This window comes from Teichococcus aestuarii (genome assembly GCF_003116135.1).
Classification (GTDB): domain Bacteria; phylum Pseudomonadota; class Alphaproteobacteria; order Acetobacterales; family Acetobacteraceae; genus Pseudoroseomonas; species Pseudoroseomonas aestuarii.
The window spans coordinates 149791-165415 of the sequence record NZ_PDOA01000002.1; the positions used below are offsets into that span (position 1 = coordinate 149791).

19 protein-coding genes and 1 tRNA gene are annotated in these 15625 nt (G+C 73.7%); 7 read left to right on the top strand and 13 right to left on the bottom strand.

Annotation, left to right across the window (positions count from 1 at the left end; translation table 11 throughout):
* Positions 1 to 79 precede the first annotated feature (79 nt).
* Positions 80 to 592 carry a histidine phosphatase family protein gene (locus tag CR165_RS03605; RefSeq protein ID WP_109515603.1) on the top strand — a complete coding sequence of 171 codons (513 nt, stop codon included), beginning with the start codon at positions 80 to 82 and terminating at the stop codon, positions 590 to 592.
* A gap of 14 nt (positions 593 to 606) precedes the next feature.
* On the opposite strand, the gene CR165_RS03610 is transcribed toward CR165_RS03605, so the two are convergent.
* Complete coding sequence (locus CR165_RS03610) at positions 607 to 1089, bottom strand: RrF2 family transcriptional regulator (protein ID WP_109515604.1); 483 nt, start codon at positions 1087 to 1089, stop codon at positions 607 to 609.
* A gap of 78 nt (positions 1090 to 1167) precedes the next feature.
* Here CR165_RS03610 and hmpA point away from each other — a divergent pair, with 78 nt between their 5' ends.
* Positions 1168 to 2376: an NO-inducible flavohemoprotein gene (gene hmpA, locus CR165_RS03615; RefSeq protein ID WP_109515933.1), complete on the top strand. Its 1209-nt coding sequence runs from the start codon at positions 1168 to 1170 to the stop codon at positions 2374 to 2376.
* Positions 2377 to 2401: 25 nt separating this feature from the next.
* On the opposite strand, the gene CR165_RS03620 is transcribed toward hmpA, so the two are convergent.
* Positions 2402 to 3118 carry a GntR family transcriptional regulator gene (locus CR165_RS03620; protein WP_109515605.1) on the bottom strand — a complete coding sequence of 239 codons (717 nt, stop codon included), beginning with the start codon at positions 3116 to 3118 and terminating at the stop codon, positions 2402 to 2404.
* A 158-nt stretch (positions 3119 to 3276) separates the two neighbouring features.
* On the opposite strand from CR165_RS03620, the gene CR165_RS03625 reads away from it, so the two are divergent.
* Positions 3277 to 4269, top strand: coding sequence for a Bug family tripartite tricarboxylate transporter substrate binding protein (locus tag CR165_RS03625; protein ID WP_181377988.1), 993 nt, complete (start codon positions 3277 to 3279; stop codon positions 4267 to 4269).
* Positions 4270 to 4291: 22 nt separating this feature from the next.
* Positions 4292 to 5074, top strand: a complete 783-nt coding sequence (locus CR165_RS03630; protein WP_109515607.1) for an SDR family oxidoreductase — start codon at positions 4292 to 4294, stop codon at positions 5072 to 5074.
* 59 nt (positions 5075 to 5133) lie between these two features.
* Here CR165_RS03630 and CR165_RS03635 read toward each other — a convergent pair whose 3' ends face one another.
* From CR165_RS03635 to CR165_RS03645, 3 genes are all read right to left on the bottom strand, one after another.
* On the bottom strand, positions 5134 to 5652 hold the full coding sequence (locus CR165_RS03635; protein ID WP_109515608.1) for a hypothetical protein: 519 nt from the start codon (positions 5650 to 5652) through the stop codon (positions 5134 to 5136).
* 109 nt (positions 5653 to 5761) lie between these two features.
* On the bottom strand, positions 5762 to 6496 hold the full coding sequence (locus CR165_RS03640) for a TerC family protein (protein WP_109515609.1): 735 nt from the start codon (positions 6494 to 6496) through the stop codon (positions 5762 to 5764).
* Positions 6496 to 7407, bottom strand: a complete 912-nt coding sequence (locus tag CR165_RS03645; protein WP_109515610.1) for a lipid kinase — start codon at positions 7405 to 7407, stop codon at positions 6496 to 6498. Before CR165_RS03645 ends, CR165_RS03640 begins: the two co-directional genes overlap by 1 nt.
* Before the next feature lie 204 nt (positions 7408 to 7611).
* Here CR165_RS03645 and CR165_RS03650 point away from each other — a divergent pair, with 204 nt between their 5' ends.
* Positions 7612 to 8355 (top strand): phosphatase PAP2 family protein, encoded by a 744-nt coding sequence (locus tag CR165_RS03650; protein ID WP_109515611.1) that lies wholly within the window; start codon positions 7612 to 7614, stop codon positions 8353 to 8355.
* Positions 8356 to 8362: 7 nt separating this feature from the next.
* Here the strand turns inward: CR165_RS03650 and CR165_RS03655 are convergent, their stop codons facing one another.
* The 3 genes from CR165_RS03655 to CR165_RS03665 all read right to left on the bottom strand — a co-directional run bounded on the left by CR165_RS03655 (position 8363) and on the right by CR165_RS03665 (position 9268).
* A complete protein-coding gene (locus CR165_RS03655) occupies positions 8363 to 8572 on the bottom strand; it encodes a hypothetical protein (protein ID WP_109515612.1) in 210 nt (69 codons plus the stop codon).
* Between the two features lie 155 nt (positions 8573 to 8727).
* The gene (locus tag CR165_RS03660; RefSeq protein WP_146201818.1) at positions 8728 to 9066 is read right to left on the bottom strand and encodes a hypothetical protein; all 339 of its coding nucleotides are present in this window, start codon (positions 9064 to 9066) and stop codon (positions 8728 to 8730) included.
* A 130-nt stretch (positions 9067 to 9196) separates the two neighbouring features.
* Positions 9197 to 9268, bottom strand: a tRNA-Thr gene (locus tag CR165_RS03665).
* Positions 9269 to 9515: 247 nt separating this feature from the next.
* Here CR165_RS03665 and CR165_RS03670 point away from each other — a divergent pair.
* Complete coding sequence (locus CR165_RS03670) at positions 9516 to 10451, top strand: tripartite tricarboxylate transporter substrate binding protein (protein ID WP_109515614.1); 936 nt, start codon at positions 9516 to 9518, stop codon at positions 10449 to 10451.
* Positions 10452 to 10457: 6 nt separating this feature from the next.
* Here the strand turns inward: CR165_RS03670 and CR165_RS03675 are convergent, their stop codons facing one another.
* On the bottom strand, positions 10458 to 11618 hold the full coding sequence (locus CR165_RS03675) for a mandelate racemase/muconate lactonizing enzyme family protein (RefSeq protein WP_109515615.1): 1161 nt from the start codon (positions 11616 to 11618) through the stop codon (positions 10458 to 10460).
* A gap of 8 nt (positions 11619 to 11626) precedes the next feature.
* On the bottom strand, positions 11627 to 12643 hold the full coding sequence (locus tag CR165_RS03680; protein WP_181377989.1) for a tripartite tricarboxylate transporter substrate-binding protein: 1017 nt from the start codon (positions 12641 to 12643) through the stop codon (positions 11627 to 11629).
* Between the two features lie 176 nt (positions 12644 to 12819).
* Between CR165_RS03680 and CR165_RS03685 the strand changes: the two genes are divergently transcribed.
* Positions 12820 to 13452, top strand: a complete 633-nt coding sequence (locus tag CR165_RS03685; RefSeq protein ID WP_245906092.1) for a DedA family protein — start codon at positions 12820 to 12822, stop codon at positions 13450 to 13452.
* 19 nt (positions 13453 to 13471) lie between these two features.
* Here CR165_RS03685 and CR165_RS03690 read toward each other — a convergent pair whose 3' ends face one another.
* The 3 genes from CR165_RS03690 to mobB form a co-directional block, all read right to left on the bottom strand.
* Positions 13472 to 13801 carry an antibiotic biosynthesis monooxygenase family protein gene (locus tag CR165_RS03690; protein ID WP_109515618.1) on the bottom strand — a complete coding sequence of 110 codons (330 nt, stop codon included), beginning with the start codon at positions 13799 to 13801 and terminating at the stop codon, positions 13472 to 13474.
* Between the two features lie 67 nt (positions 13802 to 13868).
* Positions 13869 to 15125 (bottom strand): molybdopterin molybdotransferase MoeA, encoded by a 1257-nt coding sequence (locus CR165_RS03695; protein ID WP_109515619.1) that lies wholly within the window; start codon positions 15123 to 15125, stop codon positions 13869 to 13871.
* On the bottom strand, positions 15113 to 15616 hold the full coding sequence (gene mobB, locus CR165_RS03700; RefSeq protein ID WP_109515620.1) for a molybdopterin-guanine dinucleotide biosynthesis protein B: 504 nt from the start codon (positions 15614 to 15616) through the stop codon (positions 15113 to 15115). Before mobB ends, CR165_RS03695 begins: the two co-directional genes overlap by 13 nt.
* Between the last annotated feature and the right edge of the window lie 9 nt (positions 15617 to 15625).

Sequence of the window (15625 nt, forward strand, 5' to 3'; positions counted from 1 at the left end):
CCCGCCCCGCCATGCCCGCCGGCCGCCCTGGCGACATGCGCCGGAACGGCGCCCGCCTTCCGGCCTGCGTAGCCCGGCCATGCGCGTCGCCCTCGTGCGCCACCTGCCCACCGACCTGCCGCGCGGCCTCTGCTACGGACGGCTGGACGTGCCGCCGGGCCGCGGGGCCGACCCGGCGCCGCTGCGCGCGGCGCTGGCCGGGTTCGGCCCGGCGCGCTGGTTCAGCAGCCCCGCCCGGCGCTGCCGCGCCCTGGCCGCGGCGCTGGCCGGTGGCGCCGCCATCGTGGAGGACACGCGGCTGCTGGAGCTGGATTTTGGCGCCTGGGAAGGCCTGGCCTGGGACGACGTGCCCCGCGCAGCGCTGGACGAATGGGTGGCCGACCCCTGGGGCTTCGCTCCGCCGGGCGGCGAGAGCGGCGCGGCCCTGGTGGCGCGGTTGCGCGGCTTCCACGCCGGGCTCCGGCAGGATTGCGTGGTGGTGGCGCATGGCGGCCCGCTGAAGGTGCTGGCCGACCTGCTGGCCGGGCGCCCGGTGGACCTGCTGGCCCCTGCCCAGCCCATGGGCAGCCTGCGCATCCTGGAGACCGGCTAAGGCCGCCGCCCCGCTCAGCCGGCGGGCACGGGCGCGGGCGCCGCCTCCGGCGCCCCGATCCCGAGCCGCGCCGCCATTACCGGGCGGTTCGGCCCGTCCAGCAGGTCGCGCAGCGTCTGGCCGTCCAGCACCGCGAGGAAGGCGGACAGCGCCTCGCCCAGCAGCGATTGCAGCCGGCAGGCATTGGTCAGCGGGCAGCCGGCGCCCTCGGCGCTGTCCTGGAAGCAGGCGACCAGCGCCATGTCCTCCTCGGTGAAGCGCACCACCGCGCCGATGCGGATCTCCTCGGGCGCGCGCGCCAGGCGCAGCCCGCCGCCCCTGCCGCGCGTGGTCTCGATGAACCCGCCGCGGCCCAGATGGTGCACCACCTTCACCAGGTGGTTCTCCGAGATGCGGTGCGCCACCGCGATCTCCCGGATGGCAACGCGCCGCTCGGGCCGCAGCCCGAGATAGATCAGGGTCCGCAGGGCGTAGTCCGTGTAGAGCGTGAGCCGCATCCGGAAGATGTAGCAGCTTTACATCTTTCTACCAGGGCCGCATAAGGAGCATGTAGAATACACCTTATGGAGACCGCCATGCCCCGCCCGCTCAGCGCGCAGACCATCTCGGTCGTGAAGGCCACGGTTCCCGCGCTGGAGGTCCACGGCCTCGCCCTCACCCGCCGGATGTATGAGCGCCTGTTCGAGAACGCCGCCATCCGCGACCTGTTCAACCAGTCCCACCATGGCGAGACCGGATCGCAGCCCAAGGCGCTGGCGGGCGCGGTGCTGGCCTATGCGCGCAACATCGACAATCTCGGCGTGCTCGCCGGCGCGGTGGAGCGCATCGCGCAGAAGCATGTCGGGCTGAACATCCTGCCTGAGCACTACCCCTTCGTGGCGGACGCCCTGCTCGGCGCCATCCGGGACACGCTGGGCGAGGCCGCGACGCCGGAGATCCTGGCCGCCTGGGGCGAGGCCTACTGGTTCCTGGCCGACCTGCTGATTGGGCGCGAGGGGCAGATCTATGCCGAGCACGCGGCGGCGCCCGGCGGCTGGAATGGCTGGCGCGACTTCACCGTGGCGGAGAAGCTGCGGGAGAGCGAGGTCATCACCTCCTTCATCCTGGTGCCGGCCGATGGCGGCCCGGTGCTGCGGCACAGGCCCGGCCAGTACCTCACCTTCTGGCTCGACATTCCGGGCCAGCCGCCGCTGAAGCGGAACTACAGCATCTCCTCCGCCCCGGACGGCGCGTATTACCGCATCAGCGTCAAGCGCGAGCCGCGGGGTGTCGCCTCCAATTGGCTGCACGACGCGGTGCAGCCCGGCGCCCGGCTGAAGGTCGCCGCCCCCGCCGGCGAGTTCTTCCTGCCGGAGCCGCCGGCACGGCCGGTCGTGCTGCTCAGCGGCGGCGTCGGCCAGACGCCGCTGCTGAGCATGCTGCACGCCGTGGCGGGCGGCGCCCCAGCGGCGCCGGTGCAGTTCGTCCATGGCACGCTCTCGGGCGCCACCCACGCCCTGGGCGCTGAGGCGCGGGCCCTGGCCGCCGCCGGCCGGGTGCAAGTGACCACCTTCTACGAATGCCCGCGGCCGGAGGACCGGCCGGGCCAGGATTACGACGTGGCCGGCCGCATCACCCCGGACTGGCTGCGCGCCAACACGCCGCTGGCGGAGGCGGATTACTATCTCTGCGGCCCGCGCGACTTCCTGCGCGTCTTCGTGGCGGCGCTGCTGGCGCTGGGCGTGCCGGCGGCGCGCATCCACCACGAGTTCTTCGGCCCGGCGGACGAGCTGCTGGCCGCCTGAGGCGGAAGGCCGGGGCGGCGGTGCCTCACCCGCCGCCCAGCCCGGCCAGCCAGCGGCGCTTGCCGGCCAGGACATGCGCCTCCCCCGCCCGGCGGGCCGCCTCCGCGTCGCCGCCGGCGATGGCGTCCAGCATCGCCGCGTGCTCGGCATTGCTGGCGCGGCGGTTCTCCGCGTCGTCCAGCATCTGCCGGCGCACCGGGTGGCTCTCCTTCAGCATGGCGCGGTAGAGGGCGGCGGTGCGGCGGTGCGCCGCCGCCTCCAGCATCGCGTCGTGGAAGGCGAGGTTCAGCGCGTAGTAGCGCGCCGCGTCGCCGGCCGAGAGCGCCGCCGCCATGGCCGCCACCTGGGCGCGCAGCGCGGCCATCTGCGGCGCGGTGGCGCGGCGCGCCAGCAGGGCGCAGCAGAAGCCCTGCAACAGCGCGCGCGTGTCGTACAGCTCGGCCACCTCGGCGGCATCCAGGCGGCGCACGCTCATGCCGCGCTGCGCCGGGCCGCCCTGCACCAGCCCCTCGCGCTCCAGCGCCCGCAGCGCCTCGCGCAGCGGCCCGCGCGAGACGCCGAGCCGGGCCGCCAGCGCCTGCTCGTTCAGCCGCGCCCCGGGCGCCAGCAGCCCCTCCAGGATCATCCGCTCGATCCCGGCATGCGCCAGCTCGGCCAGCGATTCGGCGCGGCGGCGGGCAATGCGGTCCAGCGCCTCGGGGCTGGGGGCCGGGGCGGAAAGGGCGGATGCGGTGGCGGCCATGCGGCCATGGAACACATCGCACGCCGCTTGTCGACAGCCGGCAGACTGTTGACACTTTGCGGGCCGCCCCGCAGCATGGCCGCCGGGAGCCATTCCGCGACCGGCCCGCATCCACAAGACCAATCCGCAGGGCCGGCGCGGCGAAGGAAGGAAACGCCATGCTGCAGCGCCGGACCCTGCTGGGCGCCGCGCTTGCCTTGCCCGCCCAGGCCCTGCCGGCGCCGGGCGGGGGGGCACGCGCGCAAGCCGCCTATCCGGACCGCCCGGTCCGCGTCATCGTCGGCTTCGCGCCGGGCGGCGCCACGGACATCACCACCCGCCTGCTGGCGCCGCGCCTGCAGGCGGCGCTCGGCACCACCTATCCGGTGGTGGTGGAGAACCGGCCCGGCGGCAGCGGCAACGTGGCCACCCAGGCCGTCGTCAACGCCACGCCGGACGGCCACACCCTGCTGATGGGCACCATCTCCGCCCTCGCCATCAACCCCAGCCTGTTCACCGATCTCGGCTTCAACCCGCAGGCCGACCTCACCCCCATCGGCCTCTTCGCCGACGTGCTGAACGTGCTGGTGGTGCCGGTGGACCGGCCCTGGAAGACCCTGCCCGAGCTGATCGCCGCCGCGAAGGCGAAGCCGGAGGCGCTGAACTACTCCTCCTCCGGCATCGGCGGCGCCGGGCATCTGGGCGGCGCGCTGCTCGACCACCTGGCCGGCATCCGCACCACCCATGTCGCCTATCGCGGCGGCGGGCCGGCGATGACCGACCTGGTGAGCGGCAAGATGGACTTCTCCTTCGCCACCGCCCCCACCGCCCTGCCGCTGATCGAGGCCGGCAAGCTGCGCGCCCTGGCCGTGCCCACCGCGCGCCGCAGCCCGCTGCTGCCCGACGTGCCCGCCGTGGCCGAGACGGTGCCGGGCTTCGAGGTGGCCAACTGGTACGCCATGCTGGGCCCCAGGGGGCTGCCGCAGCCGGTGGCGGCGCGGCTCAGCGCCGCGCTGCGCGAGGCGCTGGCCGACCCGCAGCTCGTCTCCGCCCTCTCCCACCACGGCGCCGAGCCGCGCCCCTCCACGCCGGAGGCGCTGGCGCGCTTCCTGAAGCAGGAGACGGAGAAGTGGCGCCCCATTCTACAGGCCTCCGGCACCCGGCCGGAATGAGGCCGCAGCCGAGGGAACGTGCATGGACCTGCAACTGAACGGGCGGGAGGCGCTGGTGGTGGGCGGCTCCTCCGGCATCGGCCTCGCCACCGCGGCGCTGCTGCTGCGCGAGGGCGCGCGCGTCACCATCGCCGGGCGCGACGAGGCCCGGCTGGCCGGGGCCGCCGAGGCCCTGGCGCGCGAGACCGGCACCCGGCCGGAGACCGCCCGCTGCGACCAGGCCGACCCGGCGCAGGTGGCGGCCCTCGCCGCGCGCTGGGAGGGGCGGCACCTCGACGCGCTGGTCTGCGCCGCCGGCGGCAGCCACCGCTCCAGCTTCGAGGCGCTGACCGACGAACAGTGGCTGGCCAATTACGAGTTCAACATCCTGGGCACGGTGCGGGTGGTGCGCGCCCTGCTGCCGGCGCTGCGCCGGGCCGCCTGCGGGCGGGTGGTGCTGCTTGGCGCCGTCTCGGCGCGCCAGCCCACGGCGCAGCAGGTCGTCTCCAACACCCACAAGGCCGGCGTGCTGGCGCTGGCCAAGACCCTCTCGCTGGAGCTGGCGCCGGAGGGGATCGGCGTGAACAGCGTCTCGCCCGGGCGGGCGCTGACGCCGCTCTGGCGCAACCGCGCCGCCACCATGGCGAAGGATGAGGGCATCCCGGAAGCGACGGTGCTGGAGCGCGTGGCGGCCGACATCCCGATGGGGCGGCTGGCGGAGCCGGAGGAGGTGGCGGCCATGGTCGCCTTCCTCGCCTCGCCCGTCTCGGCCTATGTCACGGGGCAGGCCATCGCGGTGGATGGAGGGTTGCAGAGGGGCGTCTGACAGGAAGCCAGGGCGGGGGAAGGAATTCCCCCCGCGCCCCCATCCTTATTTCTGTCGGTTCAGGCGTCGCGGCGGGCCTGGTTGTTCCGGGTGGCCTGGGAGACGCTGCCCACCTGGCGCGGGTCCACCTGCGTCATCCGGCTGTCATGCTCCACCGGGTTCATGCCGCGATGCGCGGTGCGGCCGGAGGAGGGGTGGTGGCGCACGCGGCTGGCCCGCTTCATCTCCAGCGCGCGGCGGGCGATCTCGCCCTGCGCCGGGCGGCGCGCGGCGGCGTCATGCCGCCCGATCTCCTTGTTCACCCGCTTCAGCGCGGATGCGAAGACCTGCTTCTTCAGCGAGAGGCCGCTCTCGTCCCGCGCCGGGGTGGCGCCGCGCGGCTCGGCCTTGCCGCGCATCTCCCGCCGCCGCCCGCGGCCGACGTCGCGCGCCTTGTCGCGGAATTCGCGCAGGGTGCGCGCCATCTCGATCAGCTCCGGCTTCGGCAGGCCGCAGAGATCCGGGTAGTGGCTGCGGGAGACGGCCTCGAACTCGGTCGCGGTCAGCAGGCGGCGTTCGGTGGCGATCGGCAGGCTCACGGCATTCTCCTCCAGAAGCGGGGCGGGCCGCCGGTTCGCCCGGCGGCCCGCCCTTCCGAAGATGAAAACGCTGTAATCTTCCGGGGGTTTCCCCGGCCGCGCCCCGGCTTCAGCCGGCGCGGCGCTTCGCCCGGCGGCTGACGATGTTCAGCGCCTCCACCAGCGTCGAGAAAGCCATGGCGGCATAGACATAGCCCTTCGGCACATGCGCCCCGAAGCCCTCGGCGATCAGCGTCATGCCGATCATCAGCAGGAAGCCCAGCGCCAGCATCACCACCGTCGGGTTGGCCTTGATGAAGTTGGCCAGCGGGTCGGCCGCCAGCAGCATCACCGTCACCGCCGTCAGCACGGCGATGACCATGATCGGGATGTGCGGCGTCATGCCGACCGCGGTGATGATGCTGTCGATCGAGAACACCAGGTCGAGCACCAGGATCTGCGCGATGGCGCTGGAGAAGGTGAGCGTGGCCTTCCCCGCGAACATGTCGCCCTCCGCCGGCGGGTCGACATTGTGGTGGATCTCCTTGGTCGCCTTCCACACCAGGAACAGGCCGCCGGCGATGAGGATCAGGTCGCGCCAGGAGAAGCCGTGGCCGAACAGCTCGAACACCGGGGCGGTGAGCCGCACGATGATGGCCACCGTGCCGAGCAGCGCCAGCCGCAGCACCAGCGCCAGCCCGATGCCGATGCGCCGCGCCCGCGCCTGCTGTTCCACCGGCAGCTTGTTGGTGATGATGGAGATGAAGATCAGGTTGTCGATGCCGAGGACAACCTCCATCGCCATCAGCGTGGCGAGGGCGACCCAGGCGGCCGGGTCGGCGGCCAGGGCGAGCAGCGAATCCATCAGGCAGGCATCCCATGGGAAGGGTTGGAGGAAGGCACATAGACCCGCACCGCCTTCGGCAGCAGCCGGAAGCGCGCGGGGGTCATGGCGTTCAGCTCGCCATCGGTGTTCACCGGCATGGGGCGGCGGGTGCGCACCTCGCAGGCGGTGGTGGGGAAGGCCCGCACGTCGTGCCATTGCCCCTGCGTGCCGCGGCGCAGATAGGGCAGCAGCGCCAGCAGCCGCCACCAATGGTCCAGCTCCAGGCTGTAGACGTCGAGCTTGCCGTCATCCGGCCGGGCGGAGCTTTCCACGGTCATGCCGCCGCCATAGTGCCGCCCATTGCCGACCGAAACCTGGATGGTCTTCACCTGCTCCGTCACCCCGTCATGGGTGATCCAGGCGGTGAAGCGGCGCACACGGCGCAGCAGGCGGAAGGCGGCCAGCGCGTAGCCCAGCTTGCCCCAGCGCTTCTTCTCCTCCCGCCCCAGCCCCTTGGCCAGGGTGGCGCTGAAGCCGATGCTGGCGACGTTGAAGAAGGGCCGGCTGTTCACCTCGCCCAGGTCGATCGGCCGCAGCACGCCGCCGGCGATGACATGGGCCGCCTCCACCGGGTCGAACGGGATGTCCAGGCTGCGCGCCAGGTCGTTGGCGGTGCCGAGCGGCAGGATGCCGAAGGGCAGGCCGGTCTCCATCAGCGCCGGCGCGGCGCCGTTCAGCGTGCCGTCGCCGCCGCCCAGGATCACCGCCGCGAAGCCCTCGGCGGCGCGGGCGCGGATCACCTCGGCGGCGGTCTGGCCGGGGCTGCAGGGGTGCTCCACCAGCGACCAGCCGGCATCGCGCAACACCGCCAGCGCCGCGTCGATGACGGCGCCGCCGTTGCGGGCGTTGCGGTTGACGATCAGCAGGGCGCGGCGGTCCGGCTCAGCCATGCGCCACCCCACAGGCCCCGTACCCCGTCGCCGGCATCACGCTCGCTCCGCAGCTTTGCACCCTGGCTTTCTCCTGGCAGAACCGGCCGCGCCCTGGCGCTGGCACATCCGGCGGGAAACGCGCCAGGGAGCGGAGGGATGCGGAAGCGTGGCAACTCCCACCAGATGGCCGCGTCTCTGCCTTATCGGCAAGCGGAATCCCGGATGCTACGCGACACCCTGACCATTCTCTCCCGCCGCTTCAGCTGGGGGCAGTTCGCCACCCTGGCGGCCCTGCTGGTCTGCGCGGGCGGCATGCTGGCCTTCGCCGCCATCATGGACGAGGCGCTGGAAGGCGGCACCCACGCCTTCGACGAGACACTGCTGCGGGCGCTGCGCAACCCGGCCGACCTCTCGGACCCGCTCGGGCCGTTCTGGCTGGAGATCATGATGCGCGACTATACGTCGCTCGGCAGCCACGCCGTGCTGCTGCTGATCGGCGCCGTGGCGCTGGGCTACATCGTCATGCTGCGCAAATGGCTCTCCGCCACGCTGCTGACGGTCTCCTTCGGCGGCGGCATGGCGCTGAACAGCCTGCTGAAGCTGGGCTTCGACCGGCCACGGCCGGACCTCGTGGCGCATCTCGTCGAGGTGCACACGGCCAGTTTCCCGAGCGGCCACGCCATGCTCTCCGCCACCTGCTACCTGACGCTCGGCACGCTGCTGGCGGGGGTGACGCACCACAGGCGGCTCAAGGCCTACATCCTCGGCATCGCCATCGGGCTGACGCTGCTGGTGGGCAGCAGCCGCGTCTATCTCGGCGTCCACTGGCCGACCGACGTGCTGGCCGGCTGGTGCCTGGGCGCCGCCTGGGCCATGGGCTGCTGGCTGGTGCTGCGCGCCTGGCTGGCCTGGCACCAGCGCCGCCGCCGCCTGCACCCACCAGGAGAGGGGCACGGGCCGGGCTGAAGGCCGCTCAGAGGTGGCGGCCGCGCTCCAGGATCTCGAGCGTGTATTCGCGGTAGCTCATCCCCAGCTCCTCGGCCCGGGCGAGGCGACGCAGCGCGATCTCGCGCGGCGGCGTCTTCCAGGCCTTGCGGCTGGCACGGCGCCAGTTCCAGGCATTCCAGGAAAGGTCGGGCTCCGGCTCCAGCGGCGGGCCGCCATTGTGGCCGATCAGGGCCATGCGCCGCCCTCCACCGCCACTGCCCGCATCGCCCGCCTCCCGCTGTGCCGCAGGGCAGCACAGCATACGATCCGGCGCGCGGCGAGGGGAATCTGGCCGGAACGGCCCCGGGGCGGAGGCTCCGGCCCGATGAATCCCGGCGGGCCGGAAATCCCCTACAGCCCTTCCTTCCGCGTCCAGCCCTGGTCGCGCATGCAGGCCTCGATGACCGTGGCGCGCAGCGGCGCGGCGGCATCGCGCGTCCGGTACTGGGGCGGGCGGAAGCCGCCCGGCGAGGTCCAGCAGCGCCGGCCATCGCGGCCGCACTCGGTCACCGACGGCTCCCAGTAGCCGGGGCGTTCCACGTAATCCTGCCACTCGGGGGGGATCTGGCGGCCGGCCGCCTCGCACCGGCCCAGCGCGGCCTGCCTCTCGGCGCCGGTGGCGCCGGGCTTCTCCCAGCCGGCGCAGGCCGCCAGGGAGAGCAGGGCGGCGCCCCAGGCGGAGATCCTCATGCCGGCCCTCATCGCATCCCCTTTCCACCCGCGGCACCTGACATGGGAAGGCGGCCGCGCCGCCGGGAGCCCGCAGGGCCCGCCGATCGCGGCATCGTGGGAGGACAATGGGGAACAGGGCGGGGGCATTTGCCGGGTGAGGGGATCGAACCCCCGACCTTCGGTTTACAAAACCGCTGCACTACCGCTGTGCTAACCCGGCATTCTCCTGACGATGTGGCGGACCCGCATCGTCCCGCAAGGCCACCCTCCGCGATGGCGTCCGCAGACGCTCAACGGGCGGATGCCAGAGCATCCGGGTTTTCGCCTTTCAGGCGGCATTTTTCAAGAGCGCCGGGTTTCAGGAGCGCCGGAAGGGGCGCGACTCCCCTGGCTGGCGCGGCCGGCCTTTCCTATGCTGCCTGCGTTGCGTGCGTAAAACAAAAAAAGCCGAATGGGAGAGAAGCCCGATGCGTTACGCTGCCCTCGCGGCGGCGCTTGCCTGCCTCCTGGCAAGCGCCTCATCCGCCATGGCCCAGAACGCCATCACCATGATCGTCGGCTACCCGCCCGGTGGCGCGTCCGACCTGATGGCCCGCATCCTGCAGCCCGAGATGGCCAAGGCCCTGGGCCGTCAGGTCGTGATCAAGAACTCGCCCGGCGCCAACGGCACGGTGGGCGCCATGGAGCTCACCCGCTCCCGCCCGGATGGCGAGACCATCCTGTTCGCGCCCGGCGGCTCGCTGGTGCTGACGCCGCACACCCGCGGCGCCCCCTTCCAGCAGGCGGAGTTCATCCCCGTGTGCCAGATCTCGGCGGCGCATGTGGTGATGATGACGCAGCAGGATTCGGGCCTGCGGACGCTGCAGGACGTGGTGGCCCGCGCGCGCGAGAACCCGGGCGCCTTCGCCTATGCCAGCACCGGCCCCGGCGGCACGCCGCATATCAGCATGATCTCGCTGGAGAGGCTGGCGGGCATCGAGATGAACCACATCCCCTTCCGGGGCTCGGGCGACGTGATGCAGGCCATGGCGGGGAAGCAGCTCTCGCTGTTCACCGACCAGGGCAACCTGGTCCGGCAGTACAACCTGCACCCCATCGCCGTCTTCAGCGCGGCGCGGGCGAAGGAATTCCCGGACACGCCCACCATGCGGGAGCTGGGCTTCGACCTGAACTTCACCATCTGGTCCGGCCTCTACGCGCCCGCCGGCACGCCGGATGCCACCCTGAAGCCGATCGAGGAGGCCTGCGCCCAGGCCGTGGCGGCGCCCGCCGTGGTGGAGGGCTTCAGGCGGATGGACATGCCGATCCTGCTGCGCCGCCGCACCGACTTCACCGCCTACCACAACGCCGAGTACGAGCGCTTCGGCAGGCTGGTGAAGCAGTACGACCTGCGCGTGAACTGAGCCGCCTCAGCCGAGGCGCGGGTCCAGCCAGGGGCGCGGCATCGCCTGCCAGGGGGTGCCGCGCGCCTCCGCCTCCCGCAGCGCGATGCCAAGGCCGGGCCGGTCGGGCAGCCGCGCCGCGCCCTCCTGGAAGGCCAGCGCCTCGCCGCCCGAGACCAGGGTGAAGAAGCGGTCCGTCTCGCCGAACTGCACCTCCAGGCGCAGGAAGTTCGCCAGGGTCGCGCAGAGATGCAGCGAATGCGCGTGGCAGACCGGCCCGGTGGGGTTGTGCGGCGCGACCTCGATGCCGGCCGTCAGCGCCAGCGCGGCGATGCGGCGGATCTCCTCATGCCCGCCGGCGTGCTTGATGTCGGGCATCAGCACGTCGTAGCAGCCCTGCTCGATCAGCGGACGGTAGGCGGCGAGGCCGCTCAGCGTCTCCGCCCCCGCCAGGCGCATGCCGCGCTCGTTCGCCAGGCCGCGCAGGCGGCGGATCTCCGGCAGGTTGCCCTCGGCGACGGGGCATTCCAGCCAATAGAGATCGAGCGGCGCCAGGTCGCGGATCAGCGCCGCGGCGCCGCCGGCCGAGAAGCGCCAATGGGCATCGACCATGACATCGGCCCCGCCGCCCACCGCCTCGCGCACGGCGGCGATGCGGTCCAGTCCCCCCGCATAGGCGGCGCGCTGCGCGGCGGTGTCGCCACCGGCATCCTGCCAGACCATCGGCTCGAAGGGCGCCAGCTTCACGGCGGTGAAGCCCTGCGCCACGGCGCGGCGCGCGGCGGCGGCGAAGCCCTCCGGCGTGCGCGGCTGCGCGCCGCGGTTGATGTTGGCGTAGAGCGTCACCCGCGGCCGCAGCGCGCCGCCCAGCAGGTGATGGATCGGCACGCCCGCCGCCTGCCCGGCGATGTCCCACAGCGCCGCCTCGAAGGCGCTCTGCACCGTCTGCGCCACCAGCCCGCCGGGGGCGTGCGGCAGCACCTGGCACAGCCGGTTGCGCGCGGCGGCCTCCTCCCCCACCACCTGCGCGGCCAGCCGCGCGGCCTCGGCGGCCAGGGCGCCCTCCTGGTTTGCGAGGGTGCACTCGCCGAGGCCGGTCAGCCCGGCATCGGTGCGCACCAGCAGGAAGCACCAGTTGGTCTTGGGCGTGACCTGGGTGCCGAGGAAGTCGAGGGCGGTGATGCGCATGGGGTGTGTCACTCCGCCTGGATGCCGGCCCGGGCGGCCAGGGCCTTCCACTGGGCGATGTCGTGGACGATCCGCTGGCCGAAGGCCTCCGGCGGGCCGGCGACCAGCTCGCCGCCGAGCAGCCGCACGCGGTCCCGCAACTCGGCCGAGTCGCGCAGCCCGGCCAGGGCGGCGTGCAGCCGCTCGCGGATGGGCGCCGGGGTGCCGCGCGGGGCGAGGATGCCGTTCCAGGCCAGCGTCTCGAAGCCGGGCAGGGTGTCGGCCACCGGCGGCACCTCGGGCAGCTCGGCGCTGCGGCCGAGGAAGGTGACCGCCAGCGCGGCGAGCTCGCCACGGCGGATATAGGGCATGACGTTGACCAGATTGGCGAACATCAGCGCCGTGTCGCCGGCGATGACGGACTGCGCCATGGCCGGCGTGCCGCGATAGGGCACGTGCACGATGTCGAGCCCGGCCTCCGCCTTGAACAGCTCCATCGACATGTGCGCGGAGGAGCCGATGCCGCCGGAGGCGTAGTTCAGCGCCCCCGGCCGCGCCCGCAGGGCGGCGATCAGCGCCGGCAGGTCGCGCGCCGCCAGCAGGCGGCGGTTCACCACCAGCACGTTGGGGCCCTGCACCAGCAGCGAGACCGGCTCGAAGGCGGTGGCGAGGTCATAGGGCAGGTCGCGGTAGATGGCGGCGTTGATGCCGTTGGAGCCGGCATTGCCGAGCAGGAAGCTGTAGCCGTCCGGCGCCGCGTTGTGGGCGGCCTCGACGCCGATGCGCCCGCCCGCGCCGCCGCGGTTCTCGATGACGAAGGGCTGCCCCAGCGCGGCCTCCAGGGCGGGCGCCACCAGCCGGGCCACCGTGTCGTTGCCGCTGCCCGGTGCGTCGGGGAGGATCAGCCGCACCGGGCGGGCGGGCCAGCCGGAGGCTGCGGCGGCCCTGGCGCGCGGGGCGCCGGGCGCGGCCCACGTCCCTGCCCCCGCCCCTGCCAGGGCGGCGCCCTTCATGCACGCACGCAGCAGCCCGCGGCGGCCTGCCATGGCCATTCTCCTCCATTCCTTGCGTGGAGTGTGCCGCCGCAGCGCCTTCCCCCTCAAGCCCCCCCGCCTCTGGCCCCCGCCCCTGGCCCGGGGCATCGCCGCCCCGCTCACGCAGCCTTCTCTGGCGGGGGTGCCGCCTGCTCTGCTACCGCTCCGCCATGTTGGAAGACTGGACCATGGCCTTCGAGGCCTGGGTGCGTGCCAATGCCGCCTGGGCGGCGCCGGTGACGTTCCTCATCGCCTTTTTCGAATCCTTCCCCATCGTCAGCATCGTGGTGCCGTCCACGGCGCTGCTGCTGGCGGTGGGGGCGCTGATCGGCGGCGGGCTGATCGCGCCCGGGCCGGCGCTGCTGGCCTGCGTGGCGGGAGGGATCCTGGGCGATGCCGCCGGCTACTGGCTGGCACGCTGGTTCGGCCCCTATGCGGTGCGGCGGCGGCTGCCGAGATCCTGCCGCCGCGTCTATGCCTGGTCGGTGGTGGTGTTCCGGCGCTGGGGCTGGTGGGCGGTGTTCATCGGTCGCTTCCTCGGGCCGATGCGGGCGGTGACGCCGCTGGCAGCGGGCGTGGTGGGCATGCGCAACTGGCCGTTCCAGAGCGCCAACGTGCTCTCGGCCCTGGTCTGGGCGCCGCTGGTGCTGATGCCCGGCACGGTGGGCGGCTGGCTGGCGCGGCAGCTCGGCCCGGAGCCGGACCCGCTGGCGATCGGCGGCGTGCTGGCCGGCGCGGCGCTGCTGTGGCTGAGCTACCAGCGGCTGCGGCCGGTGGTGCGCGCGGCGGTGCAGGCCCGGCTGGCACGCGCCCGGGCCTGAGGGCCGCGCCCCCGCCGCGTCAGGCGCCGGGGCCGGGGTGCCCCACCGTCTGGATCACCTCGAACCCCTCGAACTGCGGCGGGCCGAGATAGAGCACCTTGGTCTGCCCGGCGCCCCGGTGCGCCGCGCGGAACGCGTCGGAGCGGGTCCAGCCCTCGAAGGACTCCCGGTCCTTCCAGATGGTGTGCGAGGCGTAGAGCACATGGTCCTCCCGCTGCGGGCCGCGCAGCAGGTGGAACTCGACGAAGCCGGGCACGGTGTGCAGGTGCGATTCGCGGCTCTTCCAGACCTGCTCGAACTCGGCCTCGGAGCCCGGCGCGACCTGGAAGCGGTTCATGGCGATGAACATGCGGCTCTCTTTCCCTCGCGGATGCTGCCGCAGAGATGGGGCCGCGACCCGGCTTCAGAAGAGGCCCCTAGAAAAGCCCCGCGAAGGGCAGCACCACCAGCCGGTCCCCCGGCGCCACGCCGAGGGACTCTTCCGGCAGCTCGGCGAAGGCATCGCTCTGCGTCAGGGAGGAGAGCAGCCCCGCCCCCTCCCGCGCGTATTTGGCGGCCACCGGCAGCCCGCCCGGCGCGCCGGGGCAGAGCGTGACGCGCACATATTCCCGCCGCCCCGCCTTCTTGCGGTAGGGAAAGGCAGCTTCCGCCAGGAAGCGCGGCAGCGGCACCGGCGCCGCGCCGCAGAGCCGCAGCGCCAGCGGCCGCGCCAGGTGCAGGAAGGTGACGAAGGCCGCCACCGGGTTGCCCGGCAGCCCCAGCACCGGGGTTCCGCCGATGACGCCCATCGCCGCCGGCCGCCCCGGCTTCAGCGCCAGGCGCCAGAACACCAGGCTGCCCGCCGCCTCGATGGCGGCGCGCACATGGTCCTCCTCCCCCGCCGAGACGCCGCCGGAGGTGAGCAGCATGTCGTGCGCCCCGGCCGCCTCGCGCAGCGCGGCACGGGTGGCCTCGGCGCGGTCGGGCAGGATGCCGAGATCGACCGGCTCCACCGGCAGCCCGGCCAGCAGCGCCAGCAGGGAGAAGCGGTTGCTGTCGAAGGTCTGGGCCGGGCCGAGGGGGGTGCCGGGCGTGGCCAGCTCGTCGCCCGTGCTGAACACGCCGATGCGCGGCCGCGCCGTGACGGCGAGCGCCGGCAGGCCGAGCGCCGCGGCCAGGCCGATGGCCGGCGGGTCGAGCAGGCGCCCGGCCGGCAGGGCCAGCGCGCCCTGCGCCACATCCTCCCCCGCCGGGCGGCAATTGGCGCCGGGCCTCAGCCCGGCCGGCAGCAGCAGCGCGCCGCCCTCCAGCCGGGCATCCTCCTGCATCATCACCGTGTCGGCGCCCGGCGGCATGGGGGCACCGGTCAGGATGCGGCAGGCCGTGCCGGGGGCGAGCGCCGCCGCCGCCTGCTGCCCGGCGGCGAGGCGGCCAGCGAGGCGCAGCCGCGTCTCCTCCCCCGCGCGCAGATCGGCATGGCGGAAGGCATAGCCATCGACGGCGCTGTTGAAGAAGGGCGGCAGCGGGTGCGGCGCGAACAGGTCGGCCGCCAGCACGCGGCCGCGCGCCTGCGCCAACGGCACCGTCTCGGTGCCGCCGAGGGGGGGCACGCGCGCCGCGATCAGCGCCGCCGCCGCCTCCACCGAGAGCAGCGCGCCGCCGAAGGCGAAGCAGTCGTCGCTCAGCTGGGCCATGGCGCAGCGTAGCGCAGGACGAGGCCGGCCACCGCCTCGATATCGTCCAGCCCGGCATGGGGCAGGGCGCCGCCGGGGGGCGGCGTGTCCGTGGCGGCGGCGCGGATGGCGGAATCCTCCGGGTGCAGCCAGGGCTTGCCGTTGGCGGCGCGGAACACCTCGATCTTGGGGTGGTGGTCGCGCTTGAAGCCCTCCACCAGCACGAGGTCTACCGGGGCGAGCTGCGCCAGCAGCTCCGGCAGGGCCGGCTCGGGGGCGCCGCGAAGCTCGGTCATCAGCGCCCAGCGCTGCGCGGAGGAGACCAGCACCTGCTGCGCGCCCGCCTGCCGGTGGGTGTGGCTGTCCTTGCCCGGCTGGTCCACGTCGAAGCGGTGGTGCGCGTGCTTCACGGTGGAGACCGTCAGGCCACGGCCGGTCAGGCAGGGAATCAGCCGGGCGAGGAGGGTGGTCTTGCCGGCGCCACTCCAGCCGGCCAATCCGATCAGGCGCATGCGGGAAGC

Bases quoted from the DNA above. Each gene is read 5' to 3' on its own strand.
- CR165_RS03605 (WP_109515603.1), top strand. From the start codon at position 80: ATGCGCGTCGCCCTCGTGCGCCACCTGCCCACCGACCTGCCGCGCGGC.
- CR165_RS03610 (WP_109515604.1), bottom strand. From the start codon at position 1,089: ATGCGGCTCACGCTCTACACGGACTACGCCCTGCGGACCCTGATCTAT.
- hmpA (WP_109515933.1), top strand. From the start codon at position 1,168: ATGCCCCGCCCGCTCAGCGCGCAGACCATCTCGGTCGTGAAGGCCACG.
- CR165_RS03620 (WP_109515605.1), bottom strand. From the start codon at position 3,118: ATGGCCGCCACCGCATCCGCCCTTTCCGCCCCGGCCCCCAGCCCCGAG.
- CR165_RS03625 (WP_181377988.1), top strand. From the start codon at position 3,277: ATGCTGCAGCGCCGGACCCTGCTGGGCGCCGCGCTTGCCTTGCCCGCC.
- CR165_RS03630 (WP_109515607.1), top strand. From the start codon at position 4,292: ATGGACCTGCAACTGAACGGGCGGGAGGCGCTGGTGGTGGGCGGCTCC.
- CR165_RS03640 (WP_109515609.1), bottom strand. From the start codon at position 6,496: ATGGATTCGCTGCTCGCCCTGGCCGCCGACCCGGCCGCCTGGGTCGCC.
- CR165_RS03645 (WP_109515610.1), bottom strand. From the start codon at position 7,407: ATGGCTGAGCCGGACCGCCGCGCCCTGCTGATCGTCAACCGCAACGCC.
- CR165_RS03650 (WP_109515611.1), top strand. From the start codon at position 7,612: ATGCTACGCGACACCCTGACCATTCTCTCCCGCCGCTTCAGCTGGGGG.
- CR165_RS03655 (WP_109515612.1), bottom strand. From the start codon at position 8,572: ATGGCCCTGATCGGCCACAATGGCGGCCCGCCGCTGGAGCCGGAGCCC.
- CR165_RS03660 (WP_146201818.1), bottom strand. From the start codon at position 9,066: ATGAGGATCTCCGCCTGGGGCGCCGCCCTGCTCTCCCTGGCGGCCTGC.
- CR165_RS03670 (WP_109515614.1), top strand. From the start codon at position 9,516: ATGCGTTACGCTGCCCTCGCGGCGGCGCTTGCCTGCCTCCTGGCAAGC.
- CR165_RS03675 (WP_109515615.1), bottom strand. From the start codon at position 11,618: ATGCGCATCACCGCCCTCGACTTCCTCGGCACCCAGGTCACGCCCAAG.
- CR165_RS03680 (WP_181377989.1), bottom strand. From the start codon at position 12,643: ATGGCAGGCCGCCGCGGGCTGCTGCGTGCGTGCATGAAGGGCGCCGCC.
- CR165_RS03685 (WP_245906092.1), top strand. From the start codon at position 12,820: ATGGCCTTCGAGGCCTGGGTGCGTGCCAATGCCGCCTGGGCGGCGCCG.
- CR165_RS03690 (WP_109515618.1), bottom strand. From the start codon at position 13,801: ATGTTCATCGCCATGAACCGCTTCCAGGTCGCGCCGGGCTCCGAGGCC.
- CR165_RS03695 (WP_109515619.1), bottom strand. From the start codon at position 15,125: ATGGCCCAGCTGAGCGACGACTGCTTCGCCTTCGGCGGCGCGCTGCTC.
- mobB (WP_109515620.1), bottom strand. From the start codon at position 15,616: ATGCGCCTGATCGGATTGGCCGGCTGGAGTGGCGCCGGCAAGACCACC.